This window comes from Citrobacter gillenii (genome assembly GCF_013337685.1).
GTDB lineage: Bacteria > Pseudomonadota > Gammaproteobacteria > Enterobacterales > Enterobacteriaceae > Citrobacter > Citrobacter gillenii.
Genome location: NZ_SUQN01000003.1, coordinates 196,228 through 220,365, shown reverse-complemented (window position 1 = coordinate 220,365; position 24,138 = coordinate 196,228). Strand labels below are relative to the sequence as shown.

At 53.9% G+C, this 24,138-nt stretch carries 23 protein-coding genes; 17 read left to right on the top strand and 6 right to left on the bottom strand.

What is annotated here, in order from left to right; all coding sequences use genetic code 11:
* Positions 1 to 933 (top strand): homoserine kinase, encoded by a 933-nt coding sequence (gene thrB / locus FCH32_RS08325; RefSeq protein WP_096758382.1) that lies wholly within the window; start codon positions 1 to 3, stop codon positions 931 to 933.
* Positions 934 to 2,220: a threonine synthase gene (gene thrC / locus FCH32_RS08320; RefSeq protein ID WP_096758381.1), complete on the top strand. Its 1,287-nt coding sequence runs from the start codon at positions 934 to 936 to the stop codon at positions 2,218 to 2,220. It abuts the gene before it with no gap.
* A gap of 102 nt (positions 2,221 to 2,322) precedes the next feature.
* Here thrC and yaaA read toward each other — a convergent pair whose 3' ends face one another.
* Both yaaA and FCH32_RS08310 read right to left on the bottom strand, forming a co-directional pair.
* Entirely contained in the window at positions 2,323 to 3,096 is a 774-nt protein-coding gene (gene yaaA, locus FCH32_RS08315; protein ID WP_096758380.1) for a peroxide stress protein YaaA, read from the bottom strand.
* Between the two features lie 77 nt (positions 3,097 to 3,173).
* On the bottom strand, positions 3,174 to 4,604 hold the full coding sequence (locus FCH32_RS08310) for an alanine/glycine:cation symporter family protein (protein WP_115259510.1): 1,431 nt from the start codon (positions 4,602 to 4,604) through the stop codon (positions 3,174 to 3,176).
* A 274-nt stretch (positions 4,605 to 4,878) separates the two neighbouring features.
* On the opposite strand from FCH32_RS08310, the gene tal reads away from it, so the two are divergent.
* The 3 genes from tal (at position 4,879) to FCH32_RS08295 (ending at position 7,962) form a co-directional block, all read left to right on the top strand.
* Positions 4,879 to 5,832: a transaldolase gene (gene tal, locus FCH32_RS08305; protein ID WP_096758378.1), complete on the top strand. Its 954-nt coding sequence runs from the start codon at positions 4,879 to 4,881 to the stop codon at positions 5,830 to 5,832.
* A 110-nt stretch (positions 5,833 to 5,942) separates the two neighbouring features.
* On the top strand, positions 5,943 to 6,530 hold the full coding sequence (gene mog / locus FCH32_RS08300) for a molybdopterin adenylyltransferase (RefSeq protein ID WP_117342344.1): 588 nt from the start codon (positions 5,943 to 5,945) through the stop codon (positions 6,528 to 6,530).
* A 124-nt stretch (positions 6,531 to 6,654) separates the two neighbouring features.
* Entirely contained in the window at positions 6,655 to 7,962 is a 1,308-nt protein-coding gene (locus FCH32_RS08295) for an MFS transporter (RefSeq protein ID WP_137362035.1), read from the top strand.
* Positions 7,963 to 7,997: 35 nt separating this feature from the next.
* Here FCH32_RS08295 and satP read toward each other — a convergent pair whose 3' ends face one another.
* Complete coding sequence (gene satP, locus FCH32_RS08290; protein WP_096758375.1) at positions 7,998 to 8,564, bottom strand: acetate uptake transporter; 567 nt, start codon at positions 8,562 to 8,564, stop codon at positions 7,998 to 8,000.
* Between the two features lie 171 nt (positions 8,565 to 8,735).
* Complete coding sequence (locus FCH32_RS08285) at positions 8,736 to 9,140, bottom strand: DUF2541 family protein (protein WP_115259506.1); 405 nt, start codon at positions 9,138 to 9,140, stop codon at positions 8,736 to 8,738.
* A 384-nt stretch (positions 9,141 to 9,524) separates the two neighbouring features.
* On the opposite strand from FCH32_RS08285, the gene dnaK reads away from it, so the two are divergent.
* From dnaK to nhaR, 4 genes are all read left to right on the top strand, one after another.
* Entirely contained in the window at positions 9,525 to 11,441 is a 1,917-nt protein-coding gene (gene dnaK, locus FCH32_RS08280; RefSeq protein ID WP_096758373.1) for a molecular chaperone DnaK, read from the top strand.
* A gap of 86 nt (positions 11,442 to 11,527) precedes the next feature.
* Entirely contained in the window at positions 11,528 to 12,661 is a 1,134-nt protein-coding gene (dnaJ, locus tag FCH32_RS08275) for a molecular chaperone DnaJ (protein WP_115259505.1), read from the top strand.
* A gap of 209 nt (positions 12,662 to 12,870) precedes the next feature.
* Positions 12,871 to 14,037: a Na+/H+ antiporter NhaA gene (nhaA, locus tag FCH32_RS08270; RefSeq protein WP_115259504.1), complete on the top strand. Its 1,167-nt coding sequence runs from the start codon at positions 12,871 to 12,873 to the stop codon at positions 14,035 to 14,037.
* Positions 14,038 to 14,075: 38 nt separating this feature from the next.
* On the top strand, positions 14,076 to 14,975 hold the full coding sequence (gene nhaR / locus FCH32_RS08265; RefSeq protein WP_115259503.1) for a transcriptional activator NhaR: 900 nt from the start codon (positions 14,076 to 14,078) through the stop codon (positions 14,973 to 14,975).
* Positions 14,976 to 15,034: 59 nt separating this feature from the next.
* On the opposite strand, the gene rpsT is transcribed toward nhaR, so the two are convergent.
* The gene (gene rpsT, locus FCH32_RS08260; RefSeq protein WP_003018940.1) at positions 15,035 to 15,298 is read right to left on the bottom strand and encodes a 30S ribosomal protein S20; all 264 of its coding nucleotides are present in this window, start codon (positions 15,296 to 15,298) and stop codon (positions 15,035 to 15,037) included.
* A 105-nt stretch (positions 15,299 to 15,403) separates the two neighbouring features.
* On the opposite strand from rpsT, the gene FCH32_RS23200 reads away from it, so the two are divergent.
* The 7 genes from FCH32_RS23200 (at position 15,404) to rihC (ending at position 22,415) form a co-directional block, all read left to right on the top strand.
* A complete protein-coding gene (locus FCH32_RS23200) occupies positions 15,404 to 15,619 on the top strand; it encodes a DUF2575 family protein (RefSeq protein ID WP_096758366.1) in 216 nt (71 codons plus the stop codon).
* Positions 15,620 to 15,626: 7 nt separating this feature from the next.
* Complete coding sequence (ribF, locus tag FCH32_RS08250; RefSeq protein ID WP_115259502.1) at positions 15,627 to 16,565, top strand: bifunctional riboflavin kinase/FAD synthetase; 939 nt, start codon at positions 15,627 to 15,629, stop codon at positions 16,563 to 16,565.
* A gap of 37 nt (positions 16,566 to 16,602) precedes the next feature.
* Positions 16,603 to 19,419, top strand: coding sequence for an isoleucine--tRNA ligase (gene ileS / locus FCH32_RS08245; protein ID WP_174360732.1), 2,817 nt, complete (start codon positions 16,603 to 16,605; stop codon positions 19,417 to 19,419).
* Entirely contained in the window at positions 19,419 to 19,916 is a 498-nt protein-coding gene (lspA, locus tag FCH32_RS08240) for a signal peptidase II (RefSeq protein ID WP_096758363.1), read from the top strand. The genes ileS and lspA overlap by 1 nt, the downstream gene beginning before the upstream one ends.
* Positions 19,917 to 20,033: 117 nt before the next feature.
* The gene (gene fkpB / locus FCH32_RS08235; RefSeq protein ID WP_115259500.1) at positions 20,034 to 20,483 is read left to right on the top strand and encodes an FKBP-type peptidyl-prolyl cis-trans isomerase; all 450 of its coding nucleotides are present in this window, start codon (positions 20,034 to 20,036) and stop codon (positions 20,481 to 20,483) included.
* Between the two features lies 1 nt (position 20,484).
* The gene (gene ispH, locus FCH32_RS08230; RefSeq protein WP_115259499.1) at positions 20,485 to 21,435 is read left to right on the top strand and encodes a 4-hydroxy-3-methylbut-2-enyl diphosphate reductase; all 951 of its coding nucleotides are present in this window, start codon (positions 20,485 to 20,487) and stop codon (positions 21,433 to 21,435) included.
* Positions 21,436 to 21,500: 65 nt separating this feature from the next.
* Positions 21,501 to 22,415, top strand: coding sequence for a ribonucleoside hydrolase RihC (gene rihC / locus FCH32_RS08225; RefSeq protein ID WP_174360731.1), 915 nt, complete (start codon positions 21,501 to 21,503; stop codon positions 22,413 to 22,415).
* Here the strand turns inward: rihC and FCH32_RS08220 are convergent, their stop codons facing one another.
* The gene (locus FCH32_RS08220) at positions 22,416 to 23,324 is read right to left on the bottom strand and encodes a LysR family transcriptional regulator (protein WP_135912612.1); all 909 of its coding nucleotides are present in this window, start codon (positions 23,322 to 23,324) and stop codon (positions 22,416 to 22,418) included.
* A 92-nt stretch (positions 23,325 to 23,416) separates the two neighbouring features.
* On the opposite strand from FCH32_RS08220, the gene FCH32_RS08215 reads away from it, so the two are divergent.
* Positions 23,417 to 24,049, top strand: coding sequence for an alanyl-tRNA editing protein (locus FCH32_RS08215; protein ID WP_117342340.1), 633 nt, complete (start codon positions 23,417 to 23,419; stop codon positions 24,047 to 24,049).
* The last annotated feature ends 89 nt before the right edge of the window (positions 24,050 to 24,138 follow it).

Here is a 24,138-nt window from a genome sequence, read left to right as displayed (position 1 = left end):
ATGGTGAGAGTTTATGCCCCGGCTTCCAGTGCCAATATGAGCGTCGGGTTTGATGTGCTTGGGGCGGCGGTCACGCCCGTTGATGGTTCTTTGTTAGGTGATGTTGTCTCTGTGGAAGCCGCTGACAGCTTTAGCCTCAACAACCTGGGGCGCTTTGCGAGCAAACTGCCGTCAGAGCCGCGGGAAAATATCGTCTACCAGTGCTGGGAGCGATTTTGTCAGGAGCTGGGGAAAGCCGTTCCGGTGACGATGACGCTGGAAAAAAATATGCCGATTGGCTCCGGCTTAGGCTCCAGCGCCTGTTCTGTTGTGGCCGCGCTGGTGGCAATGAATGAGCACTGCGGTAAACCGCTCAACGACACCCGCCTGCTGGCGATCATGGGTGAGCTGGAAGGGCGTATCTCCGGCAGTGTTCACTACGATAATGTGGCGCCTTGCTTTTTGGGCGGTATGCAGTTGATGATTGAGGAAAACGGCATTATCAGCCAACAGGTGCCAGGCTTTGATGAGTGGTTGTGGGTGCTGGCCTATCCGGGAATTAAGGTTTCAACGGCTGAAGCGCGGGCGATTTTACCGGCGCAATACCGTCGCCAGGACTGTATCGCCCACGGGCGACATCTGGCGGGCTTCATTCATGCTTGCTATTCCCGTCAGCCAGGGTTAGCGGCAAAGCTGATGAAAGATGTGATTGCCGAGCCATATCGCACCCGCTTGCTGCCAGGCTTCAGCCAGGCGCGTCAGGCGGTGGCGGAAATCGGCGCGGTGGCCAGTGGTATTTCCGGTTCTGGACCGACGCTGTTTGCTCTGTGCGATAAACCGGAGACGGCGCAGCGGGTTGCAGACTGGCTGGGTAAAAATTACCTGCAAAATCAGGAAGGCTTTGTTCATATTTGCCGGCTGGACACGGCGGGCGCACGGGTACTGGGAAAATAAATGAAACTCTACAATCTAAAAGATCATAACGAGCAGGTCAGTTTCGCGCAGGCCGTCACCCAAGGGTTGGGTAGAAAACAGGGGTTATTTTTTCCGCACGATCTGCCGGAATTTAGCCTGACCGAAATCGATGAAATGCTGAAGTTGGATTTTGTCAGCCGTAGCGCAAAGATCCTGTCCGCCTTTATTGGTGATGAAATAGCGAATGACGTCCTCGCAGATCGCGTGCGCGCGGCGTTTGCATTCCCTGCGCCGGTTGCTCAGGTGACGGGGGATGTCGGTTGTCTGGAGCTGTTCCACGGCCCGACGCTGGCCTTTAAAGACTTTGGTGGGCGCTTTATGGCGCAGATGCTGACGCACATCAGCGGCGATAAGCCGGTAACCATCCTGACGGCCACGTCCGGCGATACCGGGGCGGCGGTCGCGCATGCCTTTTATGGCCTGAAAAATGTGCGCGTGGTGATCCTCTATCCTAACGGTAAGATCAGCCCGTTACAGGAAAAACTGTTCTGTACGCTGGGTGGAAACATTGAAACTGTCGCCATTGACGGTGATTTTGATGCCTGCCAGGCGCTGGTGAAACAGGCGTTTGATGACGAAGAACTAAAGGTGGCGCTGGGATTAAATTCGGCTAACTCGATCAACATCAGCCGGTTGCTGGCGCAAATCTGCTACTACTTTGAGGCCGTGGCGCAACTGCCGCAGGAGGCGCGCAATCAGCTGGTGGTTTCTGTACCGAGCGGCAACTTTGGCGATCTGACCGCTGGACTGCTGGCAAAATCACTCGGTTTGCCGGTGAAGCGTTTTATCGCGGCAACCAATGTCAACGATACGGTTCCGCGTTTCCTTGAAGAAGGCGAGTGGGCGCCGAAAGCCACCCAGGCGACCTTATCGAATGCCATGGATGTCAGCCAGCCGAACAACTGGCCGCGCGTGGAAGAGCTGTTCCGTCGTAAAATCTGGCGTCTGAACGAACTGGGCTATGCGGCCGTTGACGATGCGACCACTGAGGAAACGATGCGTGAGCTGCAGGCGATTGGCTACACCTCAGAGCCGCACGCGGCGGTGGCGTACCGCGCGCTGCGTGATCAACTGAACCCAGGCGAATATGGCCTGTTCCTTGGGACCGCGCACCCGGCGAAGTTTAAAGAAAGCGTTGAACAGATCCTTGATGTGACGCTGGATCTACCAAAAGAGCTGGCGGAGCGTGCGGACTTGCCGCTGCTGTCGCATCATCTACCGGCTGATTTTGCCGCGCTGCGTCAACTGATGATGACCCGCGGATAATTGTTGTGCCGGATGGTGACGCTAGCGCGTCTTATCCGGCCTACGGGCATTCGTTTTGTGTCGTAGGCCGGATAAGGCGTTAGCCGCCATCCGGCATGTACACTAGTGCTCGTGACGTTTAAACACCAACTCGCCTTTATCGGAAGCTTCTTCATCAAAGAAATAGCCCTCGCTGTTAAAGGCGGTCAGCTGTTCTGGCTGGGTTAAGCGGTTTTCAATGATATAGCGGCTCATCAGACCGCGCGCTTTTTTAGCATAGAAACTGATCACTTTGAATTTGCCATTTTTCTCGTCGAGGAAGACCGGTTTGATCAGCTCCGCGTTCAGTTTTTTCGGTTTCACGGACTTAAAATACTCATCCGAGGCGAGGTTAATCACCACGTTGTCGCCTTGTGCTTCCAGCGCTTCGTTCAGCTTGTCAGTGATGATGTCCCCCCAGAACTGGTAGAGATCTTTGCCTTTGGTGTTGGCAAGGCGAATGCCCATCTCGAGGCGGTAAGGCTGCATCAGATCCAGCGGGCGCAGCACGCCGTACAACCCGGACAACATGCGTAAATGCCGTTGGGCGAAATCAAAATCGGCCTCGCTGAAGGTGTCTGCCTGCAGCCCAGTGTAGACGTCGCCTTTAAACGCCAGGATGGCCTGACGCGCATTATCGGGCGTGAAGTCAGGTTGCCAGTCGTGGAAACGAGTGGCGTTCAGGTCCGCCAGCTTGTCGCTTATCCCCATCAGCTTACCTATTTGCGGTGCAGACAGCTGACGCGCTTCGTGGATAAGCTGCTGGGAATGGTCCAGCAGCTCGGGCAGCGTATGGCGCGTGGTGGCCAGTGGACTTTGGTAGTCGAGCGTTTTTGCAGGTGAAATCAGAATCAGCATATCCAGTCCTTGCGGGAGATTTACTGCGACTGTAGCAAAAAAAACGACAGAATTGATCGATGGTTGCGATTGCCGCGCTAGCTGCGCGGCGGCTCATCCCAGGTATCAGGTGCAAGCTGTTGTCTGATATCAGGATAACGCTGCGGATCAAATTCCGGTCGCACGCCGAGTTTTCGCTGGCGCAGGTAGTCGCTGGCAAGAGTATGAACAACCGGGGAAAGCAGCAAAATCGCCGTCAGATTCGTGATGGCCATGCAGGCCATAATAATGTCGGCGAGCTGCCACACCAGCGGAAAGTGGAGTAGTGTTCCGCCGATCACGGTGCAGACGGTGGTAATACGCAAAATCCAGATGATGCGAATGGTGTCCAGTTTCAGAAAGATCAGATTATTTTCTGCATAAATGTAGTTAGCGACAATAGAGCTGAAGGCGAACAGAACCACAATCAGCGCAACGAACCCGGCACCCCATTCCCCCGTGAGCGTTACCATGGCCTTCTGGACCAGTTGAATACCTTCCATTGGAACGTACGTGGTGCCATTGCCTGCCAGTAGAATAATCATTGCGCTGGCCGTACAGATAACCAACGTATCACCCAGCACGCCAATCATCTGCACGATGCCTTGTGCGGCGGGATGCGGAGGCCATGACGCGGCCGCGGCCGCGGCGTTAGGCGTTGAACCCAGGCCCGCTTCATTAGAAAACATACCGCGTTGAAAGCCGCTGGCAATGGCCTGGCTTAGCGTATACCCGGCGGCGCCGGCGGCGGCTTCCTGCCAGCCAAACGCGCTTTTCACAATGGTGACGATGACCTCAGGGATCTGTCCGATATGCCACAGGCAGATGACGATGCTGCAGCCGACCCACAGCAGGGCCATTAAGGGCACGATCCATTGCATCAGGCGGGCAACGCCTTTAATACCGCCGACGATGACGAGCAAAGACAGCACTGCCAGCGAGATCCCGGATACGAGGGGCGGGATGTCGAAAGCAAACTCCAGCGCACGCGAGACCGAGTTCGCCTGGACGCTGTTAAAAACTAAGCCATAGGCAATGAGTAAAAAGATGGCGAACAGAACGCCCATCCAGCGCATGCCCAGCCCGCGCGCCATATACCACGCGGGTCCGCCGCGAAACTGGCCTTTACTGTCGCGTTCTTTATACAGTTGGGCGAGTGAGCATTCGGCAAATGAAGTTGCCATGCCGATCACCGCCGAGACCCACATCCAGAAGACGGCACCCGCCCCCCCAGCCGCGATAGCCAGGGCTACGCCTGCCAGGTTTCCGCTGCCGATACGGGCGGCGAGGCTGGTACACAGAGCCTGAAATGAGGTTAAACCCCCAGGTTGTGGGTTGATGCTATTTTTAAGACTTTTGCCAAACTGGCGAACGTAGCGGAACTGGACGAAACCGGTACGGTAAGTGAACCAAAATCCTGCGCCCAGCAGGAGATAGATCATCACCGAGCCCCACAGTATTTCATTAATAAATGCGAAAAAATCAGGCATTAACATCCCTCTTGTTGATGCCGGCACGCGCTAATATCCTGATGTAAGCGCTACCAATTATCGAACAGTATAAACCTTGTAATGAGATTGATAGCGGGAGTTTACCATAACATCAGGTCGACTCTTTAATTGCGCACTATAGGCTCTGAGATGCGTAATCAGGGCTGAACGGCAGGTGAGGCACTCCCGGCGGTTGCGCTGAGAGTGCGTCGTGCTATCATCAGGAAAGATCGGTTACATCCCCCTAACACGCTGTTTAAAGAGAAACGCTATCATGACGGACAAATTGACCTCCCTTCGTCAGTTCACCACTGTAGTGGCCGACACCGGAGACATCGCGGCAATGAAGCTGTATCAGCCTCAGGATGCCACAACTAACCCTTCTCTCATTCTTAACGCAGCGCAGATCCCGGAATACCGCAAGCTGATTGATGACGCTGTGGCCTGGGCTAAGCAGCAGAGCAACGACCGCGCGCAGCAGGTCGTCGACGCGACGGACAAACTGGCGGTAAACATCGGCCTGGAGATCCTGAAACTGGTCCCGGGTCGTATCTCTACTGAAGTTGACGCGCGCCTGTCCTACGACACCGAAGCGTCTATCGCGAAAGCGAAACGTCTGATCAAAATGTACAACGATGCTGGCATCAGCAACGATCGCATTCTGATCAAACTAGCTTCTACCTGGCAGGGTATCCGTGCCGCGGAGCAGCTGGAAAAAGAAGGCATCAACTGTAACCTGACTCTGCTGTTCTCCTTCGCGCAGGCGCGTGCATGTGCAGAAGCAGGCGTTTACCTGATTTCTCCGTTCGTTGGCCGTATTCTGGACTGGTACAAAGCCAACACCGATAAGAAAGAGTACGCACCGGCAGAAGATCCGGGTGTGGTTTCCGTCACGGAAATCTATGAGTACTACAAACAGCACGGTTACGAAACCGTGGTGATGGGCGCGAGCTTCCGTAACATCGGCGAAATCATTGAGCTGGCGGGCTGCGATCGTCTGACTATTGCCCCGGCACTGCTGAAAGAGCTGGCTGAAAGCGAAGGCGCGCTCGAACGTAAACTGTCCTTCTCTGGCGAAGTGAAAGCGCGTCCTGCACGTATCACTGAAGCTGAGTTCCTGTGGCAACACAACCAGGATCCGATGGCTGTAGACAAACTGGCGGACGGTATCCGTAAGTTTGCTGTAGACCAGGGCAAACTGGAAAAAATGATCGGCGATCTGCTGTAATCATTTGCGCGTGGCCCTGACGGGGGTCACGCTACCTCTTCTGAAATCTGTCTGTCCTTCCCTTCGCAGTGTATCATTCTGTTTAACGAGACTGTTTAAACGGAATAATCATGAATACTTTACGCATTGGCTTAGTTTCTATTTCTGACCGTGCCTCCAGCGGTGTTTATCAGGATAAGGGTATTCCCGCACTTGAAGAGTGGCTAGCGTCCGCCCTGACAACGCCTTTTGAACTGCAAACCCGGTTGATCCCGGATGAGCAGGCGATCATTGAACAAACATTGTGTGAACTGGTTGATGAAATGGGCTGTCACCTGGTGCTGACCACCGGCGGCACCGGCCCGGCGCGTCGTGATGTAACCCCAGATGCTACGATGGCGGTAGCCGACAGGCAGATGCCCGGCTTTGGTGAACAAATGCGCCAGATTAGCCTGCACTTTGTGCCGACGGCGATCCTCTCCCGTCAGGTTGGGGTTATTCGCAAGCAGGCACTGATCCTCAACCTGCCTGGCCAACCGAAATCGATCAAAGAAACGCTGGAAGGGGTGAAAGACGCCGACGGTAACGTTATTGTGGCGGGTATTTTTGCAAGTGTACCATATTGTATACAGCTGCTGGATGGGCCGTATGTGGAAACCGCCCCGGAAGTGGTAGCATCTTTTCGGCCTAAAAGCGCGATACGCGATACAAATGCCTGAAAGTAGCCTTTTCGTGACATAAAGCGTAATGCCGGTGGAGTATTGAATTGTTTACGATATAGTAATTTTTGATTTACACGTATCGCTAAACACCTTCAATCACTCCACTGACGCATGGTTTGCTATGTCACAACATTCTCGACCGCTGAATCGCCAGGATTATAAAACCCTTTCGCTCGCTGCTCTCGGTGGGGCGCTCGAGTTTTATGATTTTATTATCTTTGTCTTCTTTGCCGCCGTTGTGGGTGAGCTGTTCTTCCCCGCGGACATTCCCGAATGGCTACGTCAGGTACAAACCTTCGGTATTTTTGCCGCGGGCTATCTGGCGCGCCCGTTAGGCGGCATCATCATGGCGCATTTTGGCGATCTGGTCGGGCGCAAAAAAATGTTCACTCTGAGCATTTTACTGATGGCGATACCGACGCTGGCGATAGGTCTGCTGCCGACGTATTCCTCGATGGGGATCCTGGCCCCGCTGTTGCTGTTGCTGATGCGTATTCTGCAAGGTGCCGCCATTGGAGGAGAAGTGCCGGGGGCCTGGGTGTTTGTTGCCGAACACGTGCCGGAGCGCCGTATCGGCATTGCCTGTGGAACGCTGACTGCCGGGTTAACGGTGGGGATCCTTCTGGGCTCGGTGGTGGCCACGTTGGTGAATACCAGCCTGACGCAGCAGGCGGTACATGAGTACGGCTGGCGTATACCTTTCTTGCTGGGAGGTGCGTTTGGGCTGGTGGCAATGTATTTGCGCCGCTGGTTGCAGGAGACGCCGATCTTTCTCGAGATGCAGCAGCGCAAAGCGTTGGCGCAGGAACTGCCGGTGAAGTCGGTCGTCAGCAAGCATAAAAAAGCAGTGGCGGTGTCGATGCTACTGACCTGGCTGCTCTCGGCTGGGATTGTGGTGGTGATCCTGATGTCGCCCGTCTGGCTGCAAAAACAGTATGGTTTTGCACCTGCGCTGACGTTACAGGCCAACAGCGTGGCCACCATTATGCTGTGCATCGGGTGCTTGCTGGCGGGATTCGTGGTCGACAGAGTGGGTGCCAGCAAAACCTTTATTGTCGGTAGCCTGCTGCTGGCCTGTTCCAGCTGGTTTTTCTATCACCTGATCGGCAGTCATCCTGAGCACCTGTTCCTGTTGTACGGTCTGGTTGGGCTGTGCGTTGGCGTGGTTGGCGCGGTGCCTTACGTGATGGTACGGGCGTTCCCGGCGGAAGTCCGTTTTACCGGTATTTCTTTTTCCTATAACGTCTCGTATGCCATTTTCGGTGGTTTGACGCCAATCGCGGTCACGATGTTGATGAGTGTGTCGCCGATGGCTCCGGCCTGGTATGTGCTGGCGCTTTCGCTGGTGGGTTTAGGGCTAGGGATTTGGCTACGACAGGATATTTATCATCGTGATACGGACGCTGAGGGAGAATTACAGCGTCTGTAAGGATTATCCCCCCTTGCGGGGGGATACAGACAGAATTAGTGCATTTCACCAATTGGCAGGATGGTGCGGCCAAACTGTTCGTTCAGCACTTCACCCATCGCCAGGTAAATGGCGCTTGCACCACACACTAAGCCAATCCAGCCAGCAACATGAATAATCGCTTCGTTACCTGCAATATTGCCCACAGCCAGCAGGGCGAACAGCACGGTCAGGCTCAGGAAGACAAACTGCAGCGCGCGGTTTGCTTTCAGTGTGCCGAAGAACATGAACAGGGTGAACACGCCCCACAGACCCAAATACACGCCGAGGAACTGCACGTTCGGTGCTTCTGTCAGGCCCATTTTCGGCATTAACAGGATCGCGACCAGCGTCAGCCAGAACGAGCCGTAAGAGGTGAAGGCGGTTAAGCCGAAGGTATTGCCTTTTTTGTACTCCAGCAGACCGGCAAAAATTTGCGCGATACCGCCGTAGAACAGTCCCATCGCCAGGATAATACCGTCAAGGGCGAAGAAACCCGCGTTATGCAGGTTAAGCAAAATGGTGGTCATGCCGAAGCCCATCAGGCCCAGTGGTGCCGGATTAGCCAACTTAGTGTTGCCCATAATTCCTCAAAATCATCATTGATTGAATGGTGAAATAATTTCCCCGAAAAACGATCACGGACTTCGGGGCGCGGCATGATAATCAGGGGAGAGGGGGCTGTCTATGATCTGATGAGGGGAAAATGAATTTTTTTCCCCAGTACTGAATATCATGGCCGAGAAGTCAGGGGGTTAGTCATCACCAATGACTTTTAAGGTCGCCATGTCGGAGGAGTTTACTGACTGGCCAGAGAAGGTGATTTTAGACACACAGCGTTTGTTGTCGTTGTCGCTATTGATGTTAATCCAGTTGGTGGTTTTCCCCTCTTTGATGGAGGAAGGAACATTCAGGCTCTGGCTGGACATGCGCGCGGCTTTAAAATAAACGGAAGCGCCATTTAGTGTGATATCACCACGGTCTGCCGTCAGTTGAATACGCTTCACGACACGACAAACAGGGATTCTTAGCGTGAGATCGTTGGTTGCATTTCTGGGCATGGCAATCATTCCCAGAACTTTATGATCGTTAGCCTGTGCAGTGCTGCTCAGCAGCAGACCTATCAACAGGCTGGCGGGAAGGGTAAACAGGGATTTCATGAAATTTCTCTTTGACGGGTTCAAAAGTGAGTGACGAGTGACCATAATACCGCCGTTGGAAAAACGGTTCATGCAGGTAATCTTTTCTTTTTATTACAATTTTCAAGTGAATGACTGGTATTTTTAATATTGGTTTTATGAATTATTTTGGGGTGGTGACTATTTACTTTCCTGTTTTTCTGCCCGTTATCTCTCATTTTATTGCGATCGGGCTAAAAAAAATTTGCATGCCCCCCTTGATGACGTGGGTTACGACCCCATCTTGTAGACAACCGCAGTGGTGAGTCTGAAAAAAAACGATTCAGGGTAGTTGAAACCGCACGTTTCGCCCTTATTACAGATTCACAACCACCTGATGACAGAATTTTTAGTGGAGACGTTTAGATGGGTAAAATTATTGGTATCGACCTGGGTACTACCAACTCTTGTGTAGCGATTATGGATGGCACTACTGCACGTGTGCTGGAGAACGCCGAGGGCGATCGCACCACGCCTTCTATCATTGCTTATACCCAGGATGGTGAAACTCTGGTTGGTCAGCCGGCTAAACGTCAGGCAGTGACAAACCCGCAAAACACCCTGTTTGCGATTAAACGCCTGATTGGCCGCCGCTTCCAGGACGAAGAAGTACAGCGTGATGAAGCCATCATGCCGTACAAAATCATCGGTGCTGACAACGGTGATGCATGGATTGACGTAAAAGGTCAGAAACTGGCACCGCCGCAGATCTCTGCTGAAGTGCTGAAAAAAATGAAGAAAACGGCTGAAGATTACCTGGGCGAACCGGTAACTGAAGCGGTTATCACCGTACCTGCATACTTCAACGATGCTCAGCGTCAGGCAACGAAAGACGCCGGCCGTATCGCAGGTCTGGAAGTCAAACGTATCATCAACGAACCGACCGCTGCTGCACTGGCTTACGGTCTGGACAAAGAAGTCGGCAACCGTACTATCGCGGTCTACGACCTCGGTGGTGGTACTTTCGATATCTCTATTATCGAAATCGACGAAGTTGACGGTGAAAAAACCTTCGAAGTTCTGGCAACCAACGGTGATACCCACCTCGGTGGTGAAGACTTCGATAGCCGCATGATCAACTATCTCGTTGATGAATTTAAGAAAGATCAGGGCATTGACCTGCGTAACGACCCGCTGGCAATGCAGCGCCTGAAAGAAGCCGCAGAGAAAGCGAAAATTGAGCTGTCTTCTGCGCAGCAGACCGACGTTAACCTGCCGTACATCACTGCAGATGCGTCTGGTCCGAAACACATGAACATCAAAGTGACTCGTGCGAAACTGGAAAGCCTGGTAGAAGACTTGGTTAACCGTTCTATCGAGCCGCTGAAAGTTGCTCTGCAGGATGCTGGTCTGTCTGTTTCTGACGTTCAGGATGTTATCCTGGTCGGTGGTCAGACTCGTATGCCGATGGTACAGAAGAAAGTTGCTGAGTTCTTCGGTAAAGAACCGCGTAAAGACGTTAACCCGGACGAAGCTGTAGCAATCGGTGCTGCTGTTCAGGGTGGTGTATTGACCGGTGATGTTAAAGACGTACTGCTGCTGGACGTTACCCCGCTTTCTCTGGGTATCGAAACCATGGGCGGCGTGATGACTCCGCTGATCGCGAAAAACACCACTATCCCGACCAAGCACAGCCAGGTGTTCTCTACCGCTGAAGACAACCAGTCTGCGGTAACCATCCATGTGCTGCAGGGTGAACGTAAACGTGCTGCTGATAACAAAGATCTGGGTCAGTTTAACCTGGATGGTATCAGCCCGGCACCGCGCGGTATGCCGCAGATCGAAGTGACCTTCGATATCGATGCTGACGGTATCCTGCACGTTTCTGCGAAAGATAAAAACAGCGGTAAAGAGCAGAAGATCACCATCAAGGCGTCTTCTGGTCTGAACGAAGAAGAAATTCAGAAAATGGTTCGCGAAGCAGAAGCGAACGCAGAATCTGACCGTAAGTTTGAAGAGCTGGTCCAGACCCGTAACCAGGGTGACCATCTGCTGCACAGCACTCGCAAGCAGGTTGAAGAAGCAGGCGATAAACTGCCGGCTGACGACAAAACTGCTATCGAGTCCGCTCTGACTGCGCTGGAAACGTCTTTGAAAGGCGAAGACAAAGCAGATATCGAAGCGAAAATGCAGGCGCTGGCACAGGTTTCCCAGAAACTGATGGAAATCGCTCAGCAGCAGCATGCACAGCAGCAGGCGGGTTCAGCTGATGCTTCCGCGAACAACGCGAAAGATGACGATGTTGTCGACGCTGAGTTTGAAGAAGTGAAAGACAAAAAATAATCGCCCTTTGAACGGGTAAAACACTGGCACGGGCGAAGAGGTTTCCTCTCCGCCCGTGCACGCATGTTAGGGGCAGATAAAAAGAGATGGCTAAGCAAGACTATTACGAGATTTTGGGCGTTTCCAAAACAGCGGAAGAGCGTGAAATCAAAAAGGCCTATAAGCGCCTGGCCATGAAATTTCACCCGGACCGTAACCAGGGTGATAAAGAGGCCGAAGCCAAATTCAAAGAGATCAAAGAAGCCTACGAGATCCTGACCGACGCGCAAAAACGCGCGGCTTACGATCAGTACGGTCATGCTGCGTTTGAGCAAGGCGGTATGGGCGGCGGTGGCGGTTTCGGCGGCGGTGCTGACTTCAGCGATATCTTTGGTGACGTGTTTGGCGATATCTTTGGCGGTGGTCGTGGCCGTCAGCGCGCCTCACGTGGTGCGGATTTACGTTACAACATGGATCTCACTCTGGAAGAAGCCGTGCGTGGCGTCACCAAAGAGATCCGTATTCCTACGCTGGAAGAGTGTGACGTTTGCCACGGCAGCGGCGCGAAATCCGGGACTCAGCCGCAGACCTGTCCGACCTGTCACGGTTCCGGTCAGGTGCAGATGCGTCAGGGTTTCTTTGCCGTACAGCAGACCTGTCCACACTGTCAGGGCCGCGGTACGCTGATTAAAGATCCGTGCAACAAATGTCACGGGCATGGCCGCGTAGAGAAGAGCAAAACACTGTCCGTTAAAATCCCGGCTGGGGTTGATACCGGTGACCGTATTCGTTTATCTGGTGAAGGCGAAGCGGGTGAGCATGGCGCACCGTCAGGCGATTTGTACGTTCAGGTGCAGGTGAAACAGCACCCGATTTTCGAACGTGAAGGAAATAACCTGTACTGTGAAGTGCCGATCAACTTTGCGATGGCTGCGCTGGGCGGCGAGATTGAAGTCCCGACGCTGGATGGCCGCGTGAAGTTAAAAGTCCCTGGCGAAACGCAAACTGGTAAACTTTTCCGAATGCGTGGTAAAGGCGTTAAGTCGGTACGCGGTGGTGCTCAGGGCGATCTGCTGTGTCGCGTGGTGGTTGAAACCCCGGTTGGTTTGAACGACAAGCAGAAACAGTTGCTGAAAGATCTGCAGGACAGTTTTGGTGGCCCGACGGGGGAACAAAACAGCCCGCGTTCTAAAAGCTTCTTCGACGGCGTGAAGAAATTCTTTGACGACCTGACGCGTTAATTTACCGCCATAAATTTGATAAAAAGCCTGGGACTGAAGAGTCTCAGGCTTTTTTATTTTGTCGGATCCGTCCTGAACAGGAACGAAACAATCCCAAATTGTTAGATCGTAAAAACCGATCTATTTATCATGAATAATCTAATATTAACGATGAGTTATGCGGAGTAAGATAGTAATTACGAAGTATTCACCCAATAGAGAGAATAAAAGTGAAACATCTACATCGTTTTTTTAGTAGCGATGCCTCGGGAGGCATTATTTTGATCATCGCTGCGGTAGTAGCAATGTTGATGGCCAATATCGGCGTAACCAGTGGATGGTACCACGACTTTTTGGAGACCCCGGTTCAACTGCGGGTCGGCGCGCTTGAGATCAATAAAAATATGCTGCTGTGGATCAACGACGCCTTAATGGCGGTGTTTTTCCTGCTGATTGGTCTGGAAGTTAAGCGTGAGCTGATGCAGGGATCGCTGGCTAGTTTACGCCAGGCAGCGTTTCCGGTGATTGCCGCGATTGGCGGGATGATTGTCCCGGCGCTGTTGTATCTGGCATTCAACTATGCCGACCCCATCACACGTGAAGGATGGGCGATCCCGGCGGCAACGGATATCGCTTTTGCGCTCGGCGTACTGGCGCTGCTGGGCAGCCGTGTTCCGCTGGCGCTGAAAATCTTTCTGATGGCGTTGGCGATTATTGACGATCTTGGCGCGATTGTGATCATCGCACTGTTCTATACCAGCGATCTCTCTCTGCTGTCGTTGGGGGTTGCCGCATTAGCGATTCTTATTCTGGCGGCGTTGAACCTGTGTGGTGTCAGACGTACCGGTATTTATATCCTGGTGGGCGTCGTGTTATGGACCGCAGTGCTGAAGTCAGGGGTGCATGCGACGCTGGCGGGTGTGATTGTCGGTTTCTTCATCCCGTTGAAGGAAAAGCATGGCCGTTCTCCGGCGAAACGTCTGGAGCATGTGCTGCATCCGTGGGTGGCCTATCTGATTCTGCCGTTGTTTGCCTTCGCCAATGCGGGGGTTCCACTGCAGGGTGTGACGATGGACGGATTGACCTCCATCCTGCCGCTAGGGATTATCGCCGGCCTGCTTATCGGTAAACCGCTGGGGATTAGCCTGTTCTGCTGGCTGGCATTACGCCTCAAGGTGGCGCAGCTGCCTGAAGGCACGAACTTCCAGCAAATCATGGCGGTGGGTATTCTTTGCGGGATTGGCTTTACGATGTCTATTTTCATCGCCAGCCTGGCGTTTGGTAACGTTGATCCGGAGCTGATTAACTGGGCGAAACTGGGGATCCTGATTGGTTCTCTGCTATCGGCGGTGATCGGTTATAGCTGGCTGCGTACCCGGTTAAACGCGTCAGCCTGAGCCGATAACCCTTTGGTGACAATTTTCAGGGAGAGAGTATGTCTCATATAAATTACAACCACCTGTATTACTTCTGGCATGTGTATAAAGAAGGTTCGGTGGTGGGGGCCGCAGAAGCGCTTTATCTGACACCGCAAACCATTACCGGGCAGATCAAAGCGCTGGAGGAGCGCTTACAGGGGAAGTTGTTTAAGCGTAAGGGGCGAGGGCTGGAGCCTAGTGAGCTAGGCGAATTAGTTTTTCGTTATGCGGACAAAATGTTCACTTTAAGCCAGGAGATGCTGGATATCGTGAACTACCGCAAAGAGTCTAACTTGCTGTTCGATGTGGGCGTGGCGGATGCGTTATCTAAACAGCTGGTCAGTAGCGTGCTCGACGCTGCCGTCGTTGACGATGAACAAATCCATCTACGCTGCTTTGAATCCACGCATGAGATGCTGCTGGAGCAGCTCAGCCAGCACAAGCTGGATATGATTATCTCCGACTGCCCAATCGACTCAACGCAGCAGGAAGGGCTGTTCTCGGTAAAAATCGGCGAGTGTTGCGTGAGTTTCTGGTGCACCAATCCGCTGCCGGAGAAGCCGTTTCCAGCCTGCCTTGAGGAGCGTCGCCTGCTGATACCAGGACGTCGCTCAATGCTCGGGCGCAAGCTGCTGAACTGGATTAACTCGCAGGGACTGAACGTTGAGATCCTCGGGGAGTTTGACGATGCCGCCTTGATGAAAGCCTTTGGCGCTACGCACAATGCTATTTTCGTCGCCCCTACGCTCTATTCGAACAATTTCTACGCTGATGATTCCATCATTGAGATTGGACGCGTGGAGAATGTGATGGAGGAGTACCATGCCATTTTTGCGGAGAGGATGATCCAGCATCCGGCGGTGCAGCGTATTTGCAATGCTAACTACTCGGCATTGTTTGCGCCGGGGAGTAAGTAAACAGACATAAAAAAACCCGCTTACGCGGGTTTTTTCACAAAGCGACAGCAAGCAGGCGATTAAGCCAGTTTGTTGATCTGTGCAGTCAGGTTTGCTTTATGACGTGCAGCTTTGTTTTTGTGGATCAGACCTTTAGCAGCCTGACGATCCACGATTGGTTGCATTTCGTTAAATGCTTTCAGTGCAGTAGCTTTGTCGCCAGCTTCAATAGCTGCGTATACTTTCTTGATGAAAGTACGCATCATAGAGCGACGGCTAGCGTTGTGCTTGCGGGCCTTTTCAGACTGAACGGCGCGCTTCTTAGCTGATTTGATATTAGCCAAGGTCCAACTCCCAAATGTGTTCTATATGGACAATTCAAAGGCCGAGGAATATGCCCTTTTAGCCTTCTTTTGTCAATGGATTTGTGCAAATAAGCGCCGTTTAAATTGCAGCACTCGTTGCGTAGTGATGGCGCAGGATTCTACCAGCTTGCGTGCTGTGAATACAGCTTTTCCACGAGAAAAGTTGAATTGATTGGTCAGCGGAGGACCGCATTTTGTTTCATAACAATGAAAACAATCTTCTTTCTGTTTCGCAGAACCAATCGCCGGTTAACCTTGACCGCTGTACAGGGTATACTTTCACGATTTTCACTGTTTTGAGCCAGACATGAAGCTGATACGAGGCATACATAATCTCAGTCAGGCCCCGCATGGGTGTGTGCTGACTATTGGTAATTTCGACGGCGTGCACCGTGGTCATCGCGCGTTGTTGCAGGGCTTACAGGAAGAAGGGCGCAAACGAAATTTACCGGTCATGGTGATGATTTTCGAGCCGCAGCCGCTGGAGCTGTTTGCGACTGAAAAGTCACCTGCGCGACTGACCCGCCTGCGGGAAAAGCTGCGTTATCTGGCGGAATGTGGTGTTGATTACGTGCTGTGCGTGCGTTTTGACCGGCGTTTTGCCGCATTAACGGCGCAGAACTTTATCAGCGACCTGTTGGTGAAGCGCCTTGGCGTACAATTTCTTGCCGTAGGTGATGATTTCCGCTTTGGCGCTAGCCGCGCGGGCGATTTCTTGTTATTACAGGAAGCGGGCGCGGAGTATGGCTTTGATATCACCAGCACCCAGACCTTCTGTGAGGGCGGGGTGCGAATCAGCAGCACTGCTGTGCGCCAGGCGCTAGCAGAAGATAATCTGCTGTTAGCCGAAAGCTTACTGGGCCATCCGTTTACCATTTCAGGACGGGTGGTACACGGCGACGAGTTAGGGCGGACCATCGGGTTCCCCACGGCGAATTTACCGCTTCGTCGCCAGGTTTCTCCAGTTAAAGGGGTGTACGCGGTTGAGGTGATGGGCTTGGGCGAAACGCCTTTACCCGGTGTCGCGAATATCGGAACCCGCCCAACGGTGGCCGGTGTACGCCAGCAGTTAGAAGTGCATCTACTGGATGTTGTAATGGACCTCTACGGTCGCCATATAGATGTCGTGCTGCGTAAAAAAATACGCAACGAGCAGCGATTTGCCTCGCTGGATGAACTAAAAGCGCAGATTGCGCGTGATGAGTTAACTGCCCGCGAATTTTTTGGGCTATCAAAACCGGCTTAACGCCTATACGAGTTTTAAATACGGAACCGAGAATCTGATGAGTGACTTTAAATCAACCCTGAATTTGCCGGAAACAGGGTTCCCGATGCGCGGCGATCTCGCCAAGCGTGAACCGGGAATGCTGGCGCGTTGGACCGATGATGACCTGTACGGCATCATTCGTGCGGCTAAAAAAGGCAAAAAAACCTTTATTCTGCATGATGGCCCTCCTTATGCGAATGGCAGCATTCATATTGGTCACTCCGTTAACAAGATTCTGAAAGACATTATCGTGAAGTCCAAAGGGCTTTCCGGTTACGACTCCCCTTATATCCCTGGCTGGGACTGCCACGGCCTGCCTATCGAACTGAAAGTAGAGCAGGAGTTCGGCAAGCCGGGTGAAAAGTTCACTGCCGCAGAGTTCCGCGCCAAGTGCCGCGAATACGCCGCAACGCAGGTTGACGGTCAGCGTAAAGACTTTATCCGTCTGGGCGTGCTGGGTGACTGGCAGAAGCCGTACCTGACGATGGACTTCAAAACCGAAGCCAACATCATTCGCGCGCTGGGCAAAATCATCGGCAACGGCCACCTGCATAAAGGCGCGAAGCCGGTGCACTGGTGTGTAGACTGCCGTTCCGCGCTGGCGGAAGCGGAAGTTGAGTATTACGACAAAACCTCCCCGTCTATCGACGTTGCGTTCCACGCCGCCGATCAGGATGCGGTGAAAGCGAAATTTGGCGTTTCTGACGTGAATGGCCCGATCTCTCTGGTTATCTGGACCACCACTCCGTGGACCCTGCCGGCTAACCGTGCGATTTCTCTGGCCCCTGATTTTGACTATGCACTGGTGCAGATTGACGGTCAGGCCGTGATTCTGGCAAAAGACCTGGTCGAAAGTGTGATGCAGCGCCTCGGCGCGGCGGATTACACCATTCTGGGCACGGTAAAAGGCGCTGAGCTGGAACTGCTGCGCTTTACCCATCCGTTCATGGGCTTTGATGTTCCGGCGATCCTGGGCGATCACGTGACGCTGGATGCCGGTACCGGTGCGGTACACACCGCGCCTGGCCACGGTCCGGATGACTATGTGATTGGTCAGAAATACGGCCTGGAAGTCGCAAACCCGGTAGGGCCAGATGGTACCTATCTGCCGGGTACGTACCCGACCCTGGATGGGGTTAACGTCTTCAAAGCGAACGATGTTGTCGTGGCGCTGCTGACTGAAAAAAGTGCACTGCTGCACGTTGAGAAGATGCAGCACAGCTATCCGTGCTGCTGGCGTCACAAGTCACCGATCATCTTCCGTGCCACCCCGCAGTGGTTTGTCAGCATGGATCAGAAAGGCCTGCGTGCGCAGTCGCTGAAAGAGATCAAAGGCGTGCAGTGGATCCCCGATTGGGGCCAGGCGCGTATTGAATCGATGGTCGCCAACCGCCCTGACTGGTGTATCTCCCGTCAGCGTACGTGGGGTGTGCCGATGTCTCTGTTTGTCCACAAAGACACTGAAGAGCTGCATCCGCGCGCCATCGAACTGATGGAAGAAGTGGCTAAACGCGTTGAAGTTGACGGTATCCAGGCGTGGTGGGATCTCGATCCCAAAGATATCCTCGGTGATGAAGCCGATCAGTACGTCAAAGTACCGGATACCCTGGACGTATGGTTCGACTCTGGTTCTACCCACTCATCCGTCGTCGACGTGCGTCCTGAGTTTTCGGGGCATGCGGCAGATATGTATCTGGAAGGCTCTGACCAGCATCGTGGCTGGTTCATGTCTTCGCTGATGATCTCCACTGCGATGAAGGGCAAAGCGCCGTACCGTCAGGTACTGACCCACGGTTTTACTGTTGATGGTCAGGGCCGCAAGATGTCCAAGTCCATCGGTAACACCGTTTCTCCGCAGGACGTGATGAACAAGCTGGGTGCGGATATTCTGCGCCTGTGGGTGGCGTCTACCGACTATACCGGTGAAATGGCTGTTTCTGACGAAATCCTGAAACGTGCTGCTGACAGCTATCGCCGTATCCGTAACACCGCGCGCTTCCTGCTGGCAAACCTGAACGGGTTTGATCCGGTGAAAGACATGGTGAAACCGGAAGAGATGGTTGTTCTGGACCGGTGGGCTGTGGGCTGTGCGCAAGCGGCGCAGGACGAGATCCTCAAAGCCTACGAAGCCTATGACTTCCACGAAGTGGTACAGCGCCTGATGCGTTTCTGCTCCGTCGAAATGGGTTCGTTCTACCTCGACATCATTAAAGACCGTCAGTACACCGCGAAAGCGGACAGCGTGGCGCGTCGTAGCTGCCAGACCGCGCTGTTCCATATTGCTGAAGCACTGGTGCGCTGGATGGCGCCGATCATGTCCTTCACCGCAGATGAAATCTGGGGCTACCTGCCGGGTTCCCGCGAGAAGTATGTCTTCACCGGTGAGTGGTATCAGGGGCTGTTTGGCCTGGCCGATACCGAAGCGATGAACGATACGTTCTGGGACGAGCTGCTGAAAGTGCGTGGCGAAGTGAACAAGGTCATCGAGCAGGCACGTGCAGACAAGAAAGTGGGCGGTTCTCTGGAAGCGGCAGTGACCCTGTACGCTGAACCTGAACTGGCTGCCAAGCTGACAGCGCTGGGCGAAGAGTTACGCTTTGTTCTGTTGACCTCGGGTGCGACCGTTGCGGACTATGCTGCAGCACCGGCCGATGCTCAGCAGAGCGAACTGCTCAAAGGCTTGAAAATTGCTCTGAGCAAAGCCGAAGGCGAGAAATGCCCGCGCTGCTGGCATTACACGACCGACGTGGGTCAGGTGGCGGAACACGCAGAAATCTGCGGACGCTGTGTCAGCAACATCGCCGGTGATGGCGAACAACGTAAGTTTGCCTGATGAGTCAGCCTCTTTGTTCAACAGGACTCCGCTGGCTGTGGCTGGTGGTAGTCGTGCTGATTATTGATTTGGGCAGCAAGTACCTGATCCTCCAGAATTTTGCTCTGGGGGATACGGTGTCGCTGTTCCCGTCACTGAATCTGCACTATGCGCGTAACTATGGCGCGGCGTTTAGCTTCCTGGCTGACAGCGGTGGCTGGCAGCGGTGGTTCTTTGCCGGTATCGCGATCGGTATTTGCGTCATTCTAATGGTGATGATGTATCGCTCGAAGGCGACGCAGAAGCTGAATAACATCGCGTATGCGTTAATCATTGGCGGTGCACTGGGCAACCTGTTTGACCGCCTGTGGCACGGCTTCGTCGTGGATATGATTGACTTTTACGTAGGTGACTGGCATTTCGCCACCTTCAACCTTGCCGATACGGCGATTTGTATCGGTGCGGCGTTGATTGTGCTGGAAGGCTTCTTACCGGCGAAAGAGAAAAAAGCCGCATAAAAATATGCCGGATGGCGCTATGCTTATCCGGCCTACATTCTACTGCGAATCTTGTAGGCCCGGTAAGCGTAGTGCCACCGGGCAAACAGGCGGCAGCACTTTTAAAGAGCAACCTGCATGTCTAAATCAGTACAGAGTAACAGTGCGGTGCTGGTGCACTTCACCTTAAAGCTCGACGATGGCTCCACCGCAGAGTCAACCCGCAGCAACGGCAAGCCTGCGCTGTTTCGCCTGGGCGACGGTTCTCTGTCTGAAGGACTGGAACAACACCTGCTGGGGTTAAAAGAGGGCGATAAAACCACTTTTGCTCTGGAGCCTGATGCTGCTTTTGGCGTATCAAGCCCGGACCTCATTCAGTATTTCTCGCGTCGGGAGTTTATGGACGCGGGTGAGCCAGAAATTGGCGCTATCATGCTCTTTACCGCAATGGACGGCAGTGAGATGCCAGGCGTTATCCGCGAAATCAACGGTGATTCCATCACGGTTGACTTCAACCATCCGCTGGCTGGGCATACCGTTCATTTTGATATTGAAGTGCTGGAAGTCGAACCGGCACTGGAGGCGTAAAATGCAGATCCTGTTGGCTAACCCGCGCGGATTTTGCGCTGGCGTAGACCGCGCTATCAGCATTGTGGAAAACGCGCTGGCTATCTACGGCGCGCCGATTTATGTCCGTCATGAAGTGGTGCATAACCGCTATGTGGTGGATAGCCTGCGCGAGCGCGGTGCAATTTTTATTGAGCAAATCAGTGAAGTACCGGACGGTGCGATCCTGATTTTCTCCGCCCACGGCGTGTCTCAGGCCGTGCGTAACGAAGCCAAAGGCCGCGATCTGACGGTCTTTGATGCCACCTGCCCGCTGGTGACCAAAGTGCATATGGAAGTCGCGCGCGCCAGCCGCCGTGGCGAAGAGTCGATTCTGATTGGTCACGCCGGACACCCGGAGGTTGAGGGTACGATGGGCCAGTACAGCAACCCGCAGGGGGGGATGTACCTGGTGGAATCGCCGGAAGACGTCCTGACGTTGAATGTCAAAAATGAAGGTAAGCTCTCCTTCATGACCCAGACTACGCTCTCGGTTGATGACACCTCTGATGTGATTGATGCCCTGCGTCAACGCTTCCCGAAAATTGTTGGGCCGCGCAAAGACGATATCTGCTATGCCACCACCAACCGTCAGGAAGCGGTTCGTGCGTTGGCGGAGCAAGCGGATGTGGTACTGGTTGTCGGCTCGAAAAACTCGTCTAACTCCAACCGCCTGGCAGAACTGGCCCAGCGTATGGGCAAGGCCGCGTATCTGATTGACGATGCGACCGATATCCAGGAAGCCTGGGTGAAAGATGCGGCGTGCGTCGGCGTGACGGCCGGTGCTTCTGCGCCGGATATTCTGGTACAGAACGTGATTGTCCGTCTGCAGGAGCTCGGCGGTGGGGATGCTATCCCACTGGAAGGCCGTGAAGAGAACATCGTTTTCGAAGTGCCGAAAGAGCTGCGTGTGGATGTTCGTGAAGTAGAGTAACTCTTTCGCGTCATGATTATGAGAAGATGCCAGACTTAACGTCTGGCATTTTTTTTGGAGAAACCATGCGCTTACCGATCATTCTTGATACCGATCCCGGCATTGATGATGCGGCGGCGATTGCCGCTGCACTGTTTTCCCCTGAGCTGGATCTGCAGCTGATGACGACGGTGGCAGGCAACGTGTCGGTGGAAAAAACGACCCGTAATGCGTTGCAGTTGCTGCACTTTTGGAATGCGGATATTCCGTTGGTGCAGGGGGCAGCTATGCCGCTGGTGCGGCCGCTGCGTGATGCGGCTTCAGTGCACGGTGAGTCCGGTATGGCAGGGTATGATTTTGTCGAACACAATCGACAGCCGCTGGCGAAACCCGCCTTCCAGGCAATTCGAGATGCGCTGATGCATGCCCCGCAGCCCGTTACGCTGGTGGCAATTGGCCCGTTGACCAATATTGCTCTGTTGCTTACCCACTATCCTGAATGCGTATTCAATATTCGCCGCCTGGTGATGATGGGCGGTTCAGCCGGGCGCGGTAACTTTACGCCCAATGCGGAGTTTAATATTGCTGTCGATCCCGAAGCGGCGGCGAAGGTCTTTCGCAGTGGGCTGGAGATAGTCATGTGCGGGCTGGATGTCACCAACCAGGCCATGCTGGCACCAGAGTACCTGGCAACATTACCCGCACTTAATCAGACGGGGAAAATGCTGCACGCGCTGTTCAGTCATTATCGTAGCGGCAGCATGAATACCGGTCTGCGTATGCACGATCTCTGCGCCATTGCCTGGCTGGTCCGCCCGGATCTGTTCACGCTCCAGCCCTGCTTTGTGGCGGTGGAAACCCAGGGGGAATACACCTCGGGAACGACGGTAGTGGATATCGAGGGTCGCCTTGGGCAGCCCGCCAACGCGCAGGTCGCGCTGGCGCTGGATGTTGACGGCTTCCGCCAGTGGGTCGCTGAGGTGCTGTCACGCGCGCCATAATCAACGGCCAGATTGAGGCAATTTCTCGCTAAGGTAATCAATCATGGCCCGCATTCTGGCGGGCATATGTTGGTTGCGTGTCCATAAGAGCCACAGATCGCCGCTGTAATCGCTGATAAACTCCCACTCCGGTAATACCTGGACAATCTCGCCGCTGGCAAGCGTTTCACGGGCGGTAAACAGCGGCAGGCTGCCAATCCCCAGATGATGCTTTACCGCGTCCAGCCGCACGCCGGTATGGTTGGCAGCATAACGCCCATGAGTTTGCAGAGTTTCAATTTTATCCCCACGGCGAAACTTCCAGCGCGAATCAGCGGGCGTTTCGCCAAGGCTAATACAGCTATGATCGCGCAGGGCTTGTGGGGTATCGGGCGTACCGTGCTGGCGCAAATATTCCGGCGTGGCGCAGATAACGTGACTGACCGGCATCAGCGGCTTGCCGTACAAACCCGGCGACGGCGACTGACTGATGCGCAGTGCCAGATCCACGCCATCATCAATCAAGTCCATATAGCGGTCTTCCAGCCTCAGACAGACATCCACGTCCGGGAAGCGGGTGAAAAACTCCGCCATTAAAGGGTGAATAACAAAACGCCCGACCGCCTTTGGCACGCTGACCGTTAGCTTCCCCTGGGCAATGGTCTGGCGGCTGCTGCCGGAGTCTACCGCCATTTGCGCGGCGTTTAGCATCTCTTGCGCGTGTTCATAAACCATCTTCCCGGTCTCGCTTAGCGCCAGCTTACGGGTGGTGCGGTGCAGCAGTTTGCTGCCTAATGCCTGCTCAAGCCGCGAGACGCTGCGGCTGATAGCGGAAGGCGTTGCGCCGGATATTTTGGCGGCGGCGGAGAAACTCCCCTGGTCGACAATCAACACAAAGGTGGCAAGGTCAGGAAGCAGGTTGGGATTCATTTGTGCGTACCGGGCAAAGATGCATTGAATGTTGATGGGATTATCGGTGCTGGTAAAGTGAATATACTCTGCTCATCAAGAGGAGAACAACCATGACTGAACGTCTTTATTACACCAGCGATGACACCCGAGGCCATGCGACGATCACACACTGCACGGCAGAACCCGATGGGCGCTATGCGATTACGCTCGATAGCACGCTGTTTCATCCACAGGGCGGCGGACAACCCTCGGACAGTGGCGCGATCGGTGGCGTCCCGGTTGAAGGCGTGATGACGCGCGGTGAAGAGGTGGTGCATATTGTGGCGCAACCGCTGCCGCCTGGCGAAACGACGCTGCATATTGATGCTGCTGTCCGCCATCTTCACGCCCGTCTGCACTCAGCCGGGCACATGATTGGTCAGGCCGGTGAAATATTTGGTTGGCGACCGGTTAAAGCGCACCATTGGCCGAATGAAGGGCGCATTACTTTTGCGATAGGTGAGGGCAGCACTTTGCCGGAAGCGGCACAACTGATGGCGAAAATTGGCCAATGGCAGACCGACAATCTTGCGCGCCGAATTACCTTTGACGGCGGCTTACGCCAGGTCGGTTTTGGTGACCTACCGGGATATCCTTGTGGCGGTACGCACGTGGCCCGTTTATCCGAGCTGGGTGAGGTGATCATTACACAGGTTAAGCTGAAAAAAGGGCAGATGGTGGTGAGCTATACTCTAGCGGCCTGAAAATGGGCTGGCAGAAACGGTCACGCGAATTGGCTACCTACCGTTGGGTTTTAAAGTGCTTTTCTTATCGTCTGTCGCCATTCTGAGCG

Coding starts and splice junctions, on each gene's coding strand:
- thrB (WP_096758382.1), top strand. CDS start 1: ATGGTGAGAGTTTATGCCCCGGCTTCCAGTGCCAATATGAGCGTCGGG.
- thrC (WP_096758381.1), top strand. CDS start 934: ATGAAACTCTACAATCTAAAAGATCATAACGAGCAGGTCAGTTTCGCG.
- yaaA (WP_096758380.1), bottom strand. CDS start 3,096: ATGCTGATTCTGATTTCACCTGCAAAAACGCTCGACTACCAAAGTCCA.
- FCH32_RS08310 (WP_115259510.1), bottom strand. CDS start 4,604: ATGCCTGATTTTTTCGCATTTATTAATGAAATACTGTGGGGCTCGGTG.
- tal (WP_096758378.1), top strand. CDS start 4,879: ATGACGGACAAATTGACCTCCCTTCGTCAGTTCACCACTGTAGTGGCC.
- mog (WP_117342344.1), top strand. CDS start 5,943: ATGAATACTTTACGCATTGGCTTAGTTTCTATTTCTGACCGTGCCTCC.
- FCH32_RS08295 (WP_137362035.1), top strand. CDS start 6,655: ATGTCACAACATTCTCGACCGCTGAATCGCCAGGATTATAAAACCCTT.
- satP (WP_096758375.1), bottom strand. CDS start 8,564: ATGGGCAACACTAAGTTGGCTAATCCGGCACCACTGGGCCTGATGGGC.
- FCH32_RS08285 (WP_115259506.1), bottom strand. CDS start 9,140: ATGAAATCCCTGTTTACCCTTCCCGCCAGCCTGTTGATAGGTCTGCTG.
- dnaK (WP_096758373.1), top strand. CDS start 9,525: ATGGGTAAAATTATTGGTATCGACCTGGGTACTACCAACTCTTGTGTA.
- dnaJ (WP_115259505.1), top strand. CDS start 11,528: ATGGCTAAGCAAGACTATTACGAGATTTTGGGCGTTTCCAAAACAGCG.
- nhaR (WP_115259503.1), top strand. CDS start 14,076: ATGTCTCATATAAATTACAACCACCTGTATTACTTCTGGCATGTGTAT.
- ribF (WP_115259502.1), top strand. CDS start 15,627: ATGAAGCTGATACGAGGCATACATAATCTCAGTCAGGCCCCGCATGGG.
- ileS (WP_174360732.1), top strand. CDS start 16,603: ATGAGTGACTTTAAATCAACCCTGAATTTGCCGGAAACAGGGTTCCCG.
- lspA (WP_096758363.1), top strand. CDS start 19,419: ATGAGTCAGCCTCTTTGTTCAACAGGACTCCGCTGGCTGTGGCTGGTG.
- fkpB (WP_115259500.1), top strand. CDS start 20,034: ATGTCTAAATCAGTACAGAGTAACAGTGCGGTGCTGGTGCACTTCACC.
- ispH (WP_115259499.1), top strand. CDS start 20,485: ATGCAGATCCTGTTGGCTAACCCGCGCGGATTTTGCGCTGGCGTAGAC.
- rihC (WP_174360731.1), top strand. CDS start 21,501: ATGCGCTTACCGATCATTCTTGATACCGATCCCGGCATTGATGATGCG.
- FCH32_RS08220 (WP_135912612.1), bottom strand. CDS start 23,324: ATGAATCCCAACCTGCTTCCTGACCTTGCCACCTTTGTGTTGATTGTC.
- FCH32_RS08215 (WP_117342340.1), top strand. CDS start 23,417: ATGACTGAACGTCTTTATTACACCAGCGATGACACCCGAGGCCATGCG.